14 protein-coding genes are annotated in these 13,168 nt (G+C 36.1%); 6 read left to right on the top strand and 8 right to left on the bottom strand.

Annotation, left to right across the window (positions count from 1 at the left end; translation table 11 throughout):
- The first annotated feature begins 268 nt into the window (after positions 1–268).
- From ilvD to ACTJJ9_RS09580, 4 genes are all read left to right on the top strand, one after another.
- Positions 269–1,948, top strand: coding sequence for a dihydroxy-acid dehydratase (ilvD, locus tag ACTJJ9_RS09595; protein WP_170944326.1), 1,680 nt, complete (start codon positions 269–271; stop codon positions 1,946–1,948).
- Between the two features lie 243 nt (positions 1,949–2,191).
- The gene (locus ACTJJ9_RS09590) at positions 2,192–2,500 is read left to right on the top strand and encodes a hypothetical protein (protein ID WP_440768644.1); all 309 of its coding nucleotides are present in this window, start codon (positions 2,192–2,194) and stop codon (positions 2,498–2,500) included.
- A 19-nt stretch (positions 2,501–2,519) separates the two neighbouring features.
- Positions 2,520–3,785, top strand: coding sequence for an erythromycin esterase family protein (locus ACTJJ9_RS09585; protein ID WP_440768640.1), 1,266 nt, complete (start codon positions 2,520–2,522; stop codon positions 3,783–3,785).
- A 68-nt stretch (positions 3,786–3,853) separates the two neighbouring features.
- Entirely contained in the window at positions 3,854–4,039 is a 186-nt protein-coding gene (locus tag ACTJJ9_RS09580) for an H-type small acid-soluble spore protein (RefSeq protein WP_095300005.1), read from the top strand.
- 77 nt (positions 4,040–4,116) lie between these two features.
- Here ACTJJ9_RS09580 and ACTJJ9_RS09575 read toward each other — a convergent pair whose 3' ends face one another.
- The 4 genes from ACTJJ9_RS09575 to ACTJJ9_RS09560 all read right to left on the bottom strand — a co-directional run bounded on the left by ACTJJ9_RS09575 (position 4,117) and on the right by ACTJJ9_RS09560 (position 7,565).
- Positions 4,117–4,989, bottom strand: a complete 873-nt coding sequence (locus ACTJJ9_RS09575) for a DUF421 domain-containing protein (RefSeq protein ID WP_145580765.1) — start codon at positions 4,987–4,989, stop codon at positions 4,117–4,119.
- 265 nt (positions 4,990–5,254) lie between these two features.
- Positions 5,255–5,920, bottom strand: coding sequence for a DNA alkylation repair protein (locus tag ACTJJ9_RS09570; RefSeq protein WP_440768643.1), 666 nt, complete (start codon positions 5,918–5,920; stop codon positions 5,255–5,257).
- A gap of 30 nt (positions 5,921–5,950) precedes the next feature.
- The gene (locus tag ACTJJ9_RS09565) at positions 5,951–6,904 is read right to left on the bottom strand and encodes an NAD-dependent epimerase/dehydratase family protein (protein WP_145580764.1); all 954 of its coding nucleotides are present in this window, start codon (positions 6,902–6,904) and stop codon (positions 5,951–5,953) included.
- 142 nt (positions 6,905–7,046) lie between these two features.
- A complete protein-coding gene (locus tag ACTJJ9_RS09560) occupies positions 7,047–7,565 on the bottom strand; it encodes a TetR/AcrR family transcriptional regulator (protein ID WP_145580763.1) in 519 nt (172 codons plus the stop codon).
- A gap of 390 nt (positions 7,566–7,955) precedes the next feature.
- Here ACTJJ9_RS09560 and ACTJJ9_RS09555 point away from each other — a divergent pair, with 390 nt between their 5' ends.
- Positions 7,956–8,900 (top strand): hypothetical protein, encoded by a 945-nt coding sequence (locus tag ACTJJ9_RS09555; RefSeq protein WP_186324116.1) that lies wholly within the window; start codon positions 7,956–7,958, stop codon positions 8,898–8,900.
- 97 nt (positions 8,901–8,997) lie between these two features.
- On the opposite strand, the gene ACTJJ9_RS09550 is transcribed toward ACTJJ9_RS09555, so the two are convergent.
- Positions 8,998–9,357 (bottom strand): VOC family protein, encoded by a 360-nt coding sequence (locus tag ACTJJ9_RS09550; protein ID WP_145580761.1) that lies wholly within the window; start codon positions 9,355–9,357, stop codon positions 8,998–9,000.
- Between the two features lie 38 nt (positions 9,358–9,395).
- Entirely contained in the window at positions 9,396–9,929 is a 534-nt protein-coding gene (locus ACTJJ9_RS09545) for a DinB family protein (RefSeq protein WP_145580760.1), read from the bottom strand.
- Between the two features lie 222 nt (positions 9,930–10,151).
- Between ACTJJ9_RS09545 and ACTJJ9_RS09540 the strand changes: the two genes are divergently transcribed.
- Positions 10,152–10,655, top strand: a complete 504-nt coding sequence (locus ACTJJ9_RS09540; protein ID WP_145580759.1) for an HXXEE domain-containing protein — start codon at positions 10,152–10,154, stop codon at positions 10,653–10,655.
- A 189-nt stretch (positions 10,656–10,844) separates the two neighbouring features.
- On the opposite strand, the gene ACTJJ9_RS09535 is transcribed toward ACTJJ9_RS09540, so the two are convergent.
- Both ACTJJ9_RS09535 and ACTJJ9_RS09530 read right to left on the bottom strand, forming a co-directional pair.
- Entirely contained in the window at positions 10,845–11,639 is a 795-nt protein-coding gene (locus tag ACTJJ9_RS09535) for a sporulation protein (RefSeq protein WP_186324115.1), read from the bottom strand.
- Between the two features lie 233 nt (positions 11,640–11,872).
- The gene (locus ACTJJ9_RS09530) at positions 11,873–13,168 is read right to left on the bottom strand and encodes an aminotransferase family protein (RefSeq protein ID WP_145580757.1); all 1,296 of its coding nucleotides are present in this window, start codon (positions 13,166–13,168) and stop codon (positions 11,873–11,875) included.

The raw sequence follows: 13,168 nt of genomic DNA, 5'->3' as shown, positions 1-13,168 counted from the left end.
ACCCTTTTCTTATGCCATAACATAGTTTAATACTTATGTAACTAAAAAATTACTAGTTTTGTTGCAAAAAATACGAGAATCTCTATTAAAAGCTATAATAAATTCTCACCTACTAAAAAATTCTACTAATTCATCTCCTTTTAACCGATAAAAATGTTTTTATAAAAAAGTTTTTTTGTAAATCTATGATAATAGTTAAAATAGTGTTAAGATATTAATAATTTAAATTATTTGAAATTATGAAATTTTAAAAATGGAGTGATTAAGGGTGGCAGAATTACGCAGTAATATGATTAAACAAGGATTTGACCGTGCACCACATCGAAGCTTGCTCCGTGCTGCTGGTGTTAAAGAAGAGGACTTTGGGAAACCGTTTATTGCGGTTGTGAACTCATATATTGATATTGTTCCAGGTCATGTACATTTACAGGAATTCGGAAAAATCGTGAAAGAGGCAATTCGGGAAGCCGGTGGTGTTCCATTTGAAATGAATACGATTGGTGTTGATGATGGAATTGCGATGGGACATATTGGAATGAGATACTCATTACCAAGTAGAGAAATTATTGCAGACTCAGTTGAAACGGTTGTTTCTGCACACTGGTTCGATGGAATGGTTTGTATTCCAAACTGTGACAAAATCACACCTGGAATGTTGATGGCAGCACTTCGAGTGAATATTCCAGCAATCTTTGTAAGTGGTGGACCAATGAAGGCTGGGGTTGACAAGGAAGGAAACCCTCTTGACTTAACATCCGTTTTTGAAGGTGTTGGCGCATATCAATCTGGATTAATTGATGAAGCAAGATTACAGGAAATTGAACAATTTGCATGTCCAACATGTGGATCATGCTCAGGAATGTTCACAGCAAACTCTATGAACTGTTTAGCTGAAGGACTTGGACTAGCTCTCCCTGGTAACGGAACGATTTTAGCAGTTGCGCCTGAACGTAAGGAGTTTGTTAAACGCTCTGCTAAACAACTGATGGAGCTAATTGAAAAGGATATTAAACCACGTGATATCGTAACAATTGATGCAATCGATAACGCATTTGCATTAGATATGGCAATGGGTGGATCAACAAATACGGTTCTTCATACACTTGCTTTAGCTCAAGAAGCTGAAATTGACTATTCATTAGAAAGAATTAATGAAATTGCGAAACGCACACCACATTTAGCAAAAATTGCGCCGGCATCAGATTACCATATTGAGGATGTTCATAATGCAGGTGGCGTTAGTGCGATTATTAATGAGCTTCTTAAAAAGCCAGGTACAATTAATGGTGACTGTCTAACAGTTTCTGGAAAAACATTACGTGAAAATGTTGCTGGTGCAGAGATTTTAGACGAAAATGTCATTCGTCCTTTAAGTAATCCACATTCAGAGGAAGGTGGTCTTTCTGTACTATTTGGTAACCTCGCACCACACGGTTCAATCATTAAAGTTGGTGCAGTTGATCCAGAGGTTGGCGGCTATCATCGTGGACCTGCAATTTGCTTTGATTCACAAGAGGAAGCTCTCTCAGGAATCATTACAGGCAAAGTAAAAGAAGGACATGTTGTTGTTATTCGCTATGAAGGTCCTAAAGGTGGTCCTGGAATGCCAGAAATGCTTGCCCCAACTTCACAAATTGTTGGACGTGGTCTTGGAGCGAAGGTCGGCTTAATCACTGACGGACGTTTCTCAGGAGCATCACGTGGTATTTCAATCGGTCACATCTCACCGGAAGCAGCAGAAGGCGGTCCAATTGCGTTTGTTGAAGATGGTGACATTATCGAGCTTGACTTAAAGAAACGGACAATCCAGCTTGAAATCTCTGATGAAGAATTTGCGAAACGACGTGCAAACTGGAAAGGCTTTGAGCCAAAAGTGAAAAAAGGCTACTTAGCTCGTTATTCTAAGCTTGTTACATCTGCTAGTACTGGCGGAGTCATGAAAATTTAATTACTTTTTCCGTTTTAACCTGTCAACATCCTTAATGAGGAGGTTGGCAGGTTTTTTCTTGGAAATTTCCCTTCAATTTATTTTCCTCCAATAACATCTACAACATAATTTTCAGCAGAAATAGTCATCCTATAAATACACATTTACGATAATATTTAGGAAGTAGGAGCTATATTGAACGGGAAAATTATCGAAGTAGTGGATAAAAAACTAAAGGACCGCATTGAAAAAGAAATAAACGGAATGACGTTTACAAAAAACTTCCGCTCCCCTACTGCAGAGGAATGGTATCTCTTCCTGCCTAGCTTTCGCGATCCGGTTACTGGCGGTGCAGCTGGGAAGGCAATTATTCATTATAACCTTTACGATACAAAGCATATTTTCATTAATACAACGATCATTTTTGATGACCCTGAATTACATGATCGCAAATTACACGGACTTGTCTATGCAATTGCAGACGAAATCGTCAATCGGCTTGTCGGTTATGCTGATACATTATTGTCTGTTCATTCAGGGGCGAATTCATACAATGCAGAATATAAACAATAACGAATAGGTAGTGAATCCAATGAGCAAGCAACTTATGAAAGCAATTAAAGAATACGCTATACCACTCCACACTCATGATGATGTTTCATTCCTCCTCAACGAAATCGATGACGAAACATTTGTTTTACTTGGTGAATCCTCCCATGGAACATCAGAGTTCTATCAAATCCGTTCAGAGCTTTCCAAAAGGCTCATAGTAGAAAAGGGATTTACGTTTATCGCTGTTGAGGGCGATTGGCCTGCATGTTTGCAAATAAACCGTTACATTAAAGGCTATGACAAGCATATAAAAAGTGCAAGGGACGCTCTAAAAAAGGTTAATCGTTGGCCAACGTGGATGTGGGCAAATGAAGAAATGCTTGAGCTGATTGAATGGCTAAAAAAGTATAACAGCAAGCAACCAGAGAATAAAAAAGTTGGTTTTTATGGAATTGATATTTACTCATTATGGGAATCGATGGATGAAATAATCCATCATCTAGAAAAATCCAACTCACAAATGCTAAACGCTACTAAGAAAGCATTTGCTTGTTTTGAACCATTCAATCGGAGACCAGAGAAATACGGGGTCGCTGCAGCATTTTACGGTGAAACATGCCATGAAGAAGTAATAAGGCTTTTGACTGAGCTTCGCCTCAACAAGCATGAATTAACTAATAATGAAGAAGACAGTTTAAATATTGAAATCAATGCACTTATTACAGCTAATGCAGAGAATTACTACAGGACAATGGTTACAGATGACAATGGGTCATGGAATATTCGTGACAAGCATATGGTACAAGTTATTGAAAAAATATCACAATTTTACGGTGAGCATGCAAAGGGAATTATTTGGGAGCATAATACACATGTTGGTGATGCCCGTGCAACGGATATGGCGGATGAAGGCATCATAAACGTCGGACAAATCATGAGAGAGCAATTTGGTGAAGCTGCACTATTTATTGTTGGCTTTGGAACGAATTTTGGTACAGTCATCGCCGCAGACCAGTGGGGAGTAAATTATGAACGAATGGATGTTCCAAAAGCAAAATCTCGGAGCTGGGAGGATTTAATGGGTAAGGCAGGTCCGCACGACAAGCTATTATTTTTCAATCAAAAAAATCGCGAGCTTTTTTCTGAAACAATTGGTCATAGAGCAATTGGGGTTGTTTATAATCCCAATTATGAGCATTTAGGCAATTATGTACCTTCGAGCATGTCGAACCGTTACGATGCTTTCATTTATATCCATCAAACAAATGCCCTAACACCTCTTGAGGTTGAAGCTGTTTATTTATAGCTAATTGTATATTCCCGAACAAAAAAACGAATACTTTAATTGTTAATCGTGAAAAAGGAGGAATCATAATGGATGCTAAGCGAGCACAAGAAATTTCAAATTCACCGACAATGATTAATGTTATGTATCAAGGAAATAGCGTCTACATTGAACACGTTGATCAAGAAAGAGAATTAGCAACAATTCATCCGATAAACGAGCCAAACCAAAAGCAAAGTGTTTCTGTTACGAATTTAGTTGAATTAAGTGAGTAAAAATCAACTATCATAGCTAAATAATCTAATAAAAAGAGGATAATTAGGCGGCATATTGCGCTTAACTATCCTCTTTTTTACTTCTGACTAAGGCTAAGATATGGATTTAACTTTTTGATCATCTCATCAAGCTCAATCGATTGATTAAAGTACATTTTCTTAGCATTTTTATCCTTTGTTCTAAAAGCCATTGCTTCAATCTCAATTTGAGAGTTTCTTAAATTTGTGGAAAGCTCCTGCTTATGTTTTTCTTGTTGAACCTTAATATCATCCTTGTACAAATCAACATACACTTTTCCATTAGAATTTATTTGTGCTAAAAATACATCTTTAATTTTCGATGCACCTTGTTTTTTAATTTCCTCTAAAAGCCACTTCCTCGTATACCCTAAATAGTTCAACCGCTTCTCTAATAATGTTCCATCTATGATAACAAGAGATGGAGCGTGATCCTCTTCCATACTTAGCCCTAAATCTTTAGGTGTTAATGACTGATACTCAGGCTTTTTCATAACACTTATTTGCCCATTTGTTTCTAATATGGCCATTTCAACCTCTGAAAGATTAAAGGCATCTTTTTCCCTTAAGCCATTCATTAAATCGTCATATGTCAGCTTGTGCTTAAAAAGACTTTTCTCCATTATTTTTCCGTTCTTTACTAATATTGAAGGACTGCTCTCGACAAGATCGCGAAACTTAAAGGATTTAATGGCACCATAGGCAATAATAATTGAAAAAAGCGTGTAAATGACAATTCCTATCAAGCCATTTCTAATTTTCATTTCTATGTCTAACGCTAAGGTCGAAGCCATGTCCCCGATAACAATTCCAATGACGTAATCGAAAAAGGTAAGATGTGAAATTTGCTTTTTCCCCAATATTCTTGCGAGAGAAAACAATACTAGGAATGATAAAACTGTTCTCAAAGCAACAATTAAATATTCAGGCATAATAACCTCCAGCAAGTGTTATAATTATTATCTTTCCCTATCTTAAAAAATGTAGCAATTCATTCTTCCTTGAAATTTAAGCACCTTTTGTAAGACCATAAACATTAGTGGTTTAAGCAGCATATTGTTTTGTCGGGAAATAAGCTGGATGTCATGAGCTTATCGATATCATCGGAAATTTTAAAATAATAAAAAGCACATGACGATTTGCTGTCTCTGTCATGTGCTTTAAACGATCTCAAGATTTAATTGTCTCTATGCCGTGTTAAAAATGCTTCAATGCTTCTCTTCTACTCAGCGGCTTCAAGCTATGTGTAGATACAAATGACATTACAGCATCAGGATTTGTTTTTGCATACTGTCGTAAAGCCCAACCAATTGCTTTTTGCACAAAAAACTCATTGCTGTCTGCCCTACGTAAAATATAACGATAAAGTCTTTCAACATCGGTTTTATCCTTATAAAAAAGCTGATAAATAATTGCTGTTCTTTGTAACCATCTATTTTCATCCTCAATCCATTTATCAGCATAGCTCGAAATAATTTCAGGATGTGCTAAAAAAATGCTTCCAATCAAATGTGGTGCCAATTCATCAACTGTATCCCACCACGATTTCTTTACTATTAAATTCGATAACCATGGGATATCCTCTGGACCTAAAGTTTTTTTACTTTTCGCTAAAAGATCGAGAGCACCCTTTTGAAATTCTCTCTCCGGCATATCCCACAGAAAATAAATAACCGCTTGTAAACAATCTTTATCAGGGAGTCCATTGTCTTTGATAAACTGTGAAGTTAACTTCCTACGAATTGGGGCTCTTATTCCTAAAAATTCAAATTGATTTCGCAAATAATTTTTTGACCACTCTGCGTACTCTTCATCTTTATGACTATCATATAATTTGATTAATGGGAGAAGATAGGTTTTTATCATTTCGTCCATCGTAGCTCATCCTTTGTATCATGTTAGATTTTTCATCAATTGTTCCAATGTCGTTTTCAAGCCAATTTCATATGGTGTCGCAACAATTTCACCGATTCGTTTTTCATATTTTTCGCCGCTTAGCGTAAAGCCATCCTCCGTAATATACATGATTTCTACGACTTCCTTCAAGACTGGATCAAATAATCCGCTAAGGCGCACCGCAGCTCTATTTAACGGGATAACTGGTTTATTATTTCCAGTTATCTCCCTTGCGATTGCAAGCAGTTCTTTTCCAGTAATTAATCCAGAGCCAGGAATATTCCAATTTTCACCGTAGGCATCATCCCTGCTAGCTACCTCTACAATCATTTTCGCTGCATCAGGTAAATAAATATATTCTCTAGGGGTGTGCAAGCTTCCAATAAATATTGAAAGCTTCCCAGATGCTAATCCTGTTAATGTTGGTTGCAGATAGGAGTTTTGTGAAGTAACCCCATAATAATCAGGCAGCCTCACAATTAATGGTTTCGCTTGACTCCATTTTTTGTCAAAGATCAAATTTTCAAATTGAACACGTAATTTCCCCTTTTTCGTATGTGGTTGCTTCGGATGATTCTCATCACCTTTCGCAACCTGGTGACCATACACATATATTCCATCTACAATCACAATTTTCTTTCCTAAAGCATCAGCTGCCTTCATTACGCTTTCACCTAACGGAAGAAGGTGCTCCTCCATTTCATGGTATGGGACATTTGCACATTGAAAAATAACATCAGCATCATTTGCCGCCTCAACGATTGTTTCATACGCAAAGATATCTCCTAGCTTATACGTTAACAAATGATGATGATGATTATCGATAACCAAATGATTTAATTTCGTTTCTGATCTCCCGAATGCAATGACTTCGATTCCTCTTGCTAATAATTCAGTGACGATAACTTGACCAGTACCACCTGTTGCTCCTAATACAATTGCCTTTTTCATATTATTCTCTCCTTTATATTTAGTGATTAATCAATAATTAATTAAGTGAAACTGTTCCTTCTTTTTATTTTCCCACTAAAGATTTAGTTAGTGATTAATCAATAACTAAATCTTTAAATAAAAAACCGAATGATGCTTCGGTCTATTTTACTTTGCTATCCATTAACTCAGGTAAATCCATGAAGTAAGAAATGTTACACAATATCCCTCTTGCTAAAAAGGTCGTTACCTCCCTCTCTGGACTGGAAATTCCTGCTTCTTTAAACCTTTCAAGCGTATAGTTTCGCAGCTTCAGCAAACTGTTTTTCGTTATTTCTCGTATCGATTCTTCTACAATCGAAAAGCTGACAACTTGTAATGAGATTTCATGAGGATGTGATATCGATAATTGTTCATATGCGTCAACCATTTTCTCAACAAGCTCTTCAGGCTTAGCATCAACCTCTTTAAACGTTTGAAGAATTCTTTCAAATGCTCTCTCAAGTGCAGCAATAAATAATTCTTCCTTTGTTTTAAAGAAACGAAAAATATACGGTTGCGATATTCCTGCTCTTTCTGCAATAAGTGCCGTTGTTGTATTGTAATAGCCATTTTCCGAAAAAACTTCAAGACCTGAATTAATAATCTCTTCCCTTCGATCTTCCTTTTTTGCTCTAACCATATGATCCCTCACTAATTAGTTATTGATTGATTACTAACATAATATATCAGCTGCCAAATAATTGCAAGGGGTTAGTTCTTTATTTTTTATTGCTACCTCTGTTTTACCAAAATTCGACAGTAAACAATGATATAATGATTTGAAAATATACGTATTATGATGAAAAACCATCAAATCAGTCGCAAGCCCACAGCGACTTAGCTTAATAAAATAAATTGTTTCTATGAAATTCCATAAATACAGTAAAATTTTCAAATATCTTGAAACCTTTTTTCACTAGTAACGTATATAAAAATAGACCGGTTTAACTTAAACAAAGTCAAAGCATATTTTCGAAAACCTTCTAATACATATCAGGTGGTGATTGTCATCGGAATTTTTATCTTCATTTTGTTATTCATCTGTTTAGCTATCGTCTTGTTTTCTATCTTTGGAAAAAAACAACCTAAATTATTAATAGAAAACATCCCGGACCAATTAGGATTGCTTGAAAATGTTCCTAAAAATATACTTATTGAAAAGTTAAACTCTAGCTTAGAGGACGAATATATAACCCATGTTAAAAATCGGTTTTTAAAGGAAAATCCAAATTGCACTGAAGCTGATTTTGAATGGAGATTATTTGAGTTAAAGCGGTATTTTATGTTAGCAAAAATTTTAAAAAAGGTGCCAATGTTTAGCGAAGAAGTTGATGAAGTTTGGCATAGTATGATTTTATTTACTAAAGATTACGAGCAGTTTTCAAATCGTTTTTACGGAAATATGCTGCACCATTATCCAAATACAAGCCAAGCACCAGCCCCACAAGACCGTGCATTCTTCGATTGGATATTCTCACAGCTCTTCTCTATTACAGAGTTTAGTTGGAAATCATGGGGAGATTTCTTCAAGGAGCCTCTTGACAAGAAGACATTAGCTGAATTTAGAACAATGAGTAAAGAAGATCTCATTCATAAATATTTTAAGAATAATGAAGAAAATACAGCTATTATTACGTATTTAATCGAGCAAATGAAGCTGCAATTAGGTGAGGCTGAATCAAGGTATCAAAAAGATCAAAAAGGAGATTTTTCAAAACAGCGTACATTTGGAGATATGACGGGCTTATCACTTGTTATGGTATTTTATTCAACTTTTTATTTTGACGAATATTGGGACCATGCAAAGGAATTTACGTATGCAACTGTCTCTTCAAACACAAGTGGCTGTTCCTCTGCGGTTTTCTGCGGCGTAGGTTCAGATGATTCAGGTCATCATAGCGGTGGCGGACATGACGGTGGTGGCGATAGTGGCGGTTCAAGCTGCTCAAGCTGTGGTGGAGGCTGTTCATCATAAGGTAGTTTGCAAGATTCATAGTAAAAGCCGGTTTTCTTTGGAAAATCGGCTTTCTCCATAGCTTTTATCGTATTTCAATTCTAAAATAAATGAACATTTATAGTAATTGGCAAATCATTAGCATATTTCCATCTGGATCTTTAAAATGAAACGAATGTCCATGCTCAATCTCTGTCACGATCTCTACACCCTTCTCCTTCAAAAATTGATATGCCCCTACAATGTCATCGGTATTAAAATGAAACATCGGTGTTCTTGCATAACTATCCTCAGTATAGATTTTACTATCAAGAACAATATTCAATCCATTATTATCCATTGGGATACAGCATAAATGACCAACAATGATGTCAAAGCTAGGCTCTAACCCTAATATCGAACAATACCATTCTCTAGCCTTCTCAATATCACTCACTGGAATAAATATTGCTCCAACTTTACTTAAAATGGTACTCACCTTCACCGACTCCTCTTTATCAACTAATGAAAATAGTATTAACCTTGAAAATCAGTTGTAGAAAAATAGAATTTTTCCAAAATATTGCGATGATGGAGCTCATGTCCTGCAAGTATCCAAGCTAAAGCACGGACAGTTATATCAGATTGAATGGCAGTTCCCTTTCTTCCCCATGCCTCTTCATTAAAACTTCTTAGTAAGGCAACCGTAGAGCTTCGAACTGCCCTATACTGATCGATTAACATTTGCATAGACTGGTTGTTAAAATCACCAAGTTGAATATAAATACTCCAATTAACCCCTTGGAAATCAACCTCTTCTCCTCTTGCAATTTGAAAGAGAATTTGACCGAGTAACCTCTCTCCATCAGTGAGATGGCCAATGACTTCCTTCACTGTCCATTTATCATTAGCATATTTATACACCCCTTGCTGCTCTGAGATGTCATTCAACCGATTCGTTGTATCAGCTATCTGCTTCTCTAAAATGTCCGCGATATTCCCATTAGGAACTAAATCGATATATCTTGCAAAAAAAGGATCATACTCATTACGCTCAGGCCTTTTTTCCACCTACATCATCTCCTTTTATAGGTAATTGATTTTAACCTAAGAACAGTGTAATTGGTTATACTTACCAAATCAATAAAAAAGATCCTTTTACAACAAAGTATATAAAATTAGCCCTTCTAAAAGAGCAATCATTAATTTTATAGTATTATTGGATAGAAGATTTATTTTGCAAATTGGCAATAGCATTACAAAGGACTACTATTCACTATGAGGTAAAATACGATGAATTCTAAACTAAAAGTGTTAATCATCTTATTTCCGTTCCTCTATTTACTTCATGATCTAGAGGAAATCATGACAATAGAATCGTTTATTGAAGCAAAGTCAACGCTCATCCCGTTTCGAGTTACAACAGGAGAATTTGCCTTAGCTTTTACACTTTTATGGATTGTAGCTTCAATAGGTTGCATCAAAGCGTTTGCAGGTAAACCCTTTTTAAAGATGAAGCCAGCGACATACTTGTCGTTTTTAGTCCCTGGTATTTTATTAGCGAACGGAATTGGTCATCTAGTTCAATTGATCGTTTTCAAAGGCTATGTACCTGGAATTATTACAACCTTAATGATCATCTTTCCCTATGCCCTTTTCGCATTAAAATTTCTTTTTTCTGAAAGGCTATTAACATTAAAGAGATTTCTTTGTTATTTTTCATTAGGTTTTGTTTTACAAGCACCCTTTGCTTTGATGGCACATATAGTATCCCATTTCATTTTAACCTTCTTTTAAAGTTATAAATGAGAAAAAGGCATTATTAGCAATGCCTTTTTCAATTAGAAATCCACTATTATCTAATGCTGAAAGGTTATTTCTATGACTCTAACAACATTTGACCTAGTTAACTGATTTTGCTATAAATCCTCAACTCGTCACCTATAGCTATTTATATTGTTAAGCGTGTTAGTTACTTATTAAAAGTTAAATTACTTGATCAATCATTTCCTCAATCTTATCACTTACATAACTCCGATTTGTTACAATATCATTGTTATCTAAAGTAATGCTTCGGTAATGCTCATCTAAGTTTAATTTTTCAAGAAGGGAGCCAACAGCACCTCTTGATTTTTTATCAATTTCGAAATAAATCGTTGTTTCTTGCTCACCTTGTAAAATATATGCCTCTAGTTCATCAAGCTTCTGATGATATTTTCCGAACGTTGGAATAAATTCAAATTGTTGAACAAATGGTAGCCGTGTTTTTACATATCGTGGAGGGGCTTGATTGTCCATTTGTCTAAATCGAAATCCGATGACCTTGATCGCATCAAAAATGTTTTCATAGACATTTGATGGTTCAACAGAGATGTGATCTTCATCCTTAGGGTCAACCGCATTGCGAATATCAAGTCCTGTATTAATCCAAACTGGTGGTACATTCCGTCCTGTTTTACTATCTCTTATTGTCATTGGTGTATGTAATGGTACACGGAAGGAGAAAGGGATTTCTTTCCGTTCACCTTTATGAATCACGAATGGTTCGTTCACTTTATGAGAATAAACAACTGTATTCGTTAGCCGCTCACTATCTTCGTGCCCATAAAGCGTCATTAAATTTAGTTTTATTGCTTCAATTTCCTGATCCATTTCACCGCCTTTAATTTCAACGATCCCCTCTAGCATCTCACCTTGTGTTACCGTTGTGTTTTTTAGCCTCGTATCAACTCGAGCGGATCCAATCCCAATACTTGTAATCACACGTTTTAAGAAGGACATCTCATAACCACCTTTATTAAAATGATAAAAATTACGTCTATTCATTTACGCAGTAATAGAAGATAAGTTTCAATTTTTTGATAGGATTTAAACTATTTAATCATCTTTAAAACTGCGAATCTCATGTTTATTTGAGATATCAAATCAACATTCATAATGGTGTAACTATTTTTCTCATATTTAAAACCTTGATTCTACTTTCAATCAAGGTTTTAATCTTTATTTTAAGAGAATTATGCATTGATAGTTTCTCGTATAATTTGAATCACTTTTTCCACTTCAGCCTTTTTAATGATGAGCGGTGGCGCAATAACAACCGTATCCTGCCCATCAAACGTAACAGCGCGGCAAATGAGGCCACGTTTAGCTGCTTCAGCAACAACCTGTGGTGAAAAAGGTGTAGTGGTCTTACTCGCTTTAAATTCAATTGCTGCCATCAACCCAAGTGCTCGAACATTTTCAATGATTTCACTTTCATTTTTAAGCTGCTTTAAACCAGCTAAAAGCTCATCACCCCGCACTTTTGCATTTGAGACAAGCTGTTCTCGTTCAATTATTTCGAGATTTTTTAATGCGATTGCACATGCTGTCGCATGACCACTGTACGTAAAACCGTGAAGGAAGGTTCCGCCAGATCGTTGTTTAAATGTCTCGTGAATCTCCTTACTTATCATCACACCACCTAATTGTGCATATCCACTTGTGATTCCCTTTGCGATACACATCATATCTGGTGTAACTCCATAATGCTCAATACCGAACCATTTTCCCGTACGACCGAAACCTGTAATGACTTCATCAGTTATTAACAATAGATGAAATTCATCACAAATCTTCCTGACCTCTGCAAAATAATTTTCAGGTGGTATATGAACACCGCCTGCACCTTGGACTGGCTCAGCCAAAAATGCTGCGATCGATTCAGCTCCTTCCCGAATAATCAATTGTCTTAACTCATCTGTATCAAACTGGTCAACATGTAAAAAATCCGGTGCGAGAGATCCAGAAAATTCGCGGAATGGCTGTAATCCTGTTGCACTTGTTGCCCCCACCGAGACACCATGATACGACTTTGTTCGTGAAATGATTTTTTTCTTTTCTGGCATACCTTTAATACTCCAGTAATGACGTGCTAATTTGTATGCAGTATCATTTGCTTCTGAACCACCAGATGTATAAAATACAGCTGATAATTGACCAGGTGCTATTTTTGCAAGCTTTGCTGCAAGGCGGATCGCTGGTTCGTTGCTAAAGGTAGCAAAGCAGGAGCTATATGCAAGCTTTGCCATTTGTTCTCTAGCAGCCTCCCCTATTTCAAGACGACCGTGGCCGATATTGACATTCCAAAGTGATGACATCCCATCAATAACAACATTTCCTTTTACATCACTTAAGTAAATTCCTTTACCTTCTTTAAAAATAAATGCCGGTCCTAACGTCTGCTGCTGTTCGATCGATGAAGTAGGATGTAAAAAATGCTGTTTATCTAACTGCTCTAGCTGGTGAATATCATCCATTTTATTTAGCAT

It is taken from the genome of Metabacillus sp. 22489, assembly GCF_052044855.1.
Lineage (GTDB): Bacteria > Bacillota > Bacilli > Bacillales > Bacillaceae > Metabacillus > Metabacillus niabensis.
This window is presented reverse-complemented; position numbering and strand designations above follow the sequence as displayed.

Excerpts from the sequence above, each read along its gene's own strand:
- ACTJJ9_RS09580 (WP_095300005.1), top strand. The coding sequence starts at position 3,854 with ATGGATGCTAAGCGAGCACAAGAAATTTCAAATTCACCGACAATGATT.
- ACTJJ9_RS09565 (WP_145580764.1), bottom strand. The coding sequence starts at position 6,904 with ATGAAAAAGGCAATTGTATTAGGAGCAACAGGTGGTACTGGTCAAGTT.
- ACTJJ9_RS09585 (WP_440768640.1), top strand. The coding sequence starts at position 2,520 with ATGAGCAAGCAACTTATGAAAGCAATTAAAGAATACGCTATACCACTC.
- ACTJJ9_RS09575 (WP_145580765.1), bottom strand. The coding sequence starts at position 4,989 with ATGCCTGAATATTTAATTGTTGCTTTGAGAACAGTTTTATCATTCCTA.
- ACTJJ9_RS09540 (WP_145580759.1), top strand. The coding sequence starts at position 10,152 with ATGAATTCTAAACTAAAAGTGTTAATCATCTTATTTCCGTTCCTCTAT.
- ACTJJ9_RS09590 (WP_440768644.1), top strand. The coding sequence starts at position 2,192 with ATGACGTTTACAAAAAACTTCCGCTCCCCTACTGCAGAGGAATGGTAT.
- ACTJJ9_RS09535 (WP_186324115.1), bottom strand. The coding sequence starts at position 11,639 with ATGTCCTTCTTAAAACGTGTGATTACAAGTATTGGGATTGGATCCGCT.
- ACTJJ9_RS09530 (WP_145580757.1), bottom strand. The coding sequence starts at position 13,168 with ATGCTAAATAAAATGGATGATATTCACCAGCTAGAGCAGTTAGATAAA.
- ACTJJ9_RS09560 (WP_145580763.1), bottom strand. The coding sequence starts at position 7,565 with ATGGTTAGAGCAAAAAAGGAAGATCGAAGGGAAGAGATTATTAATTCA.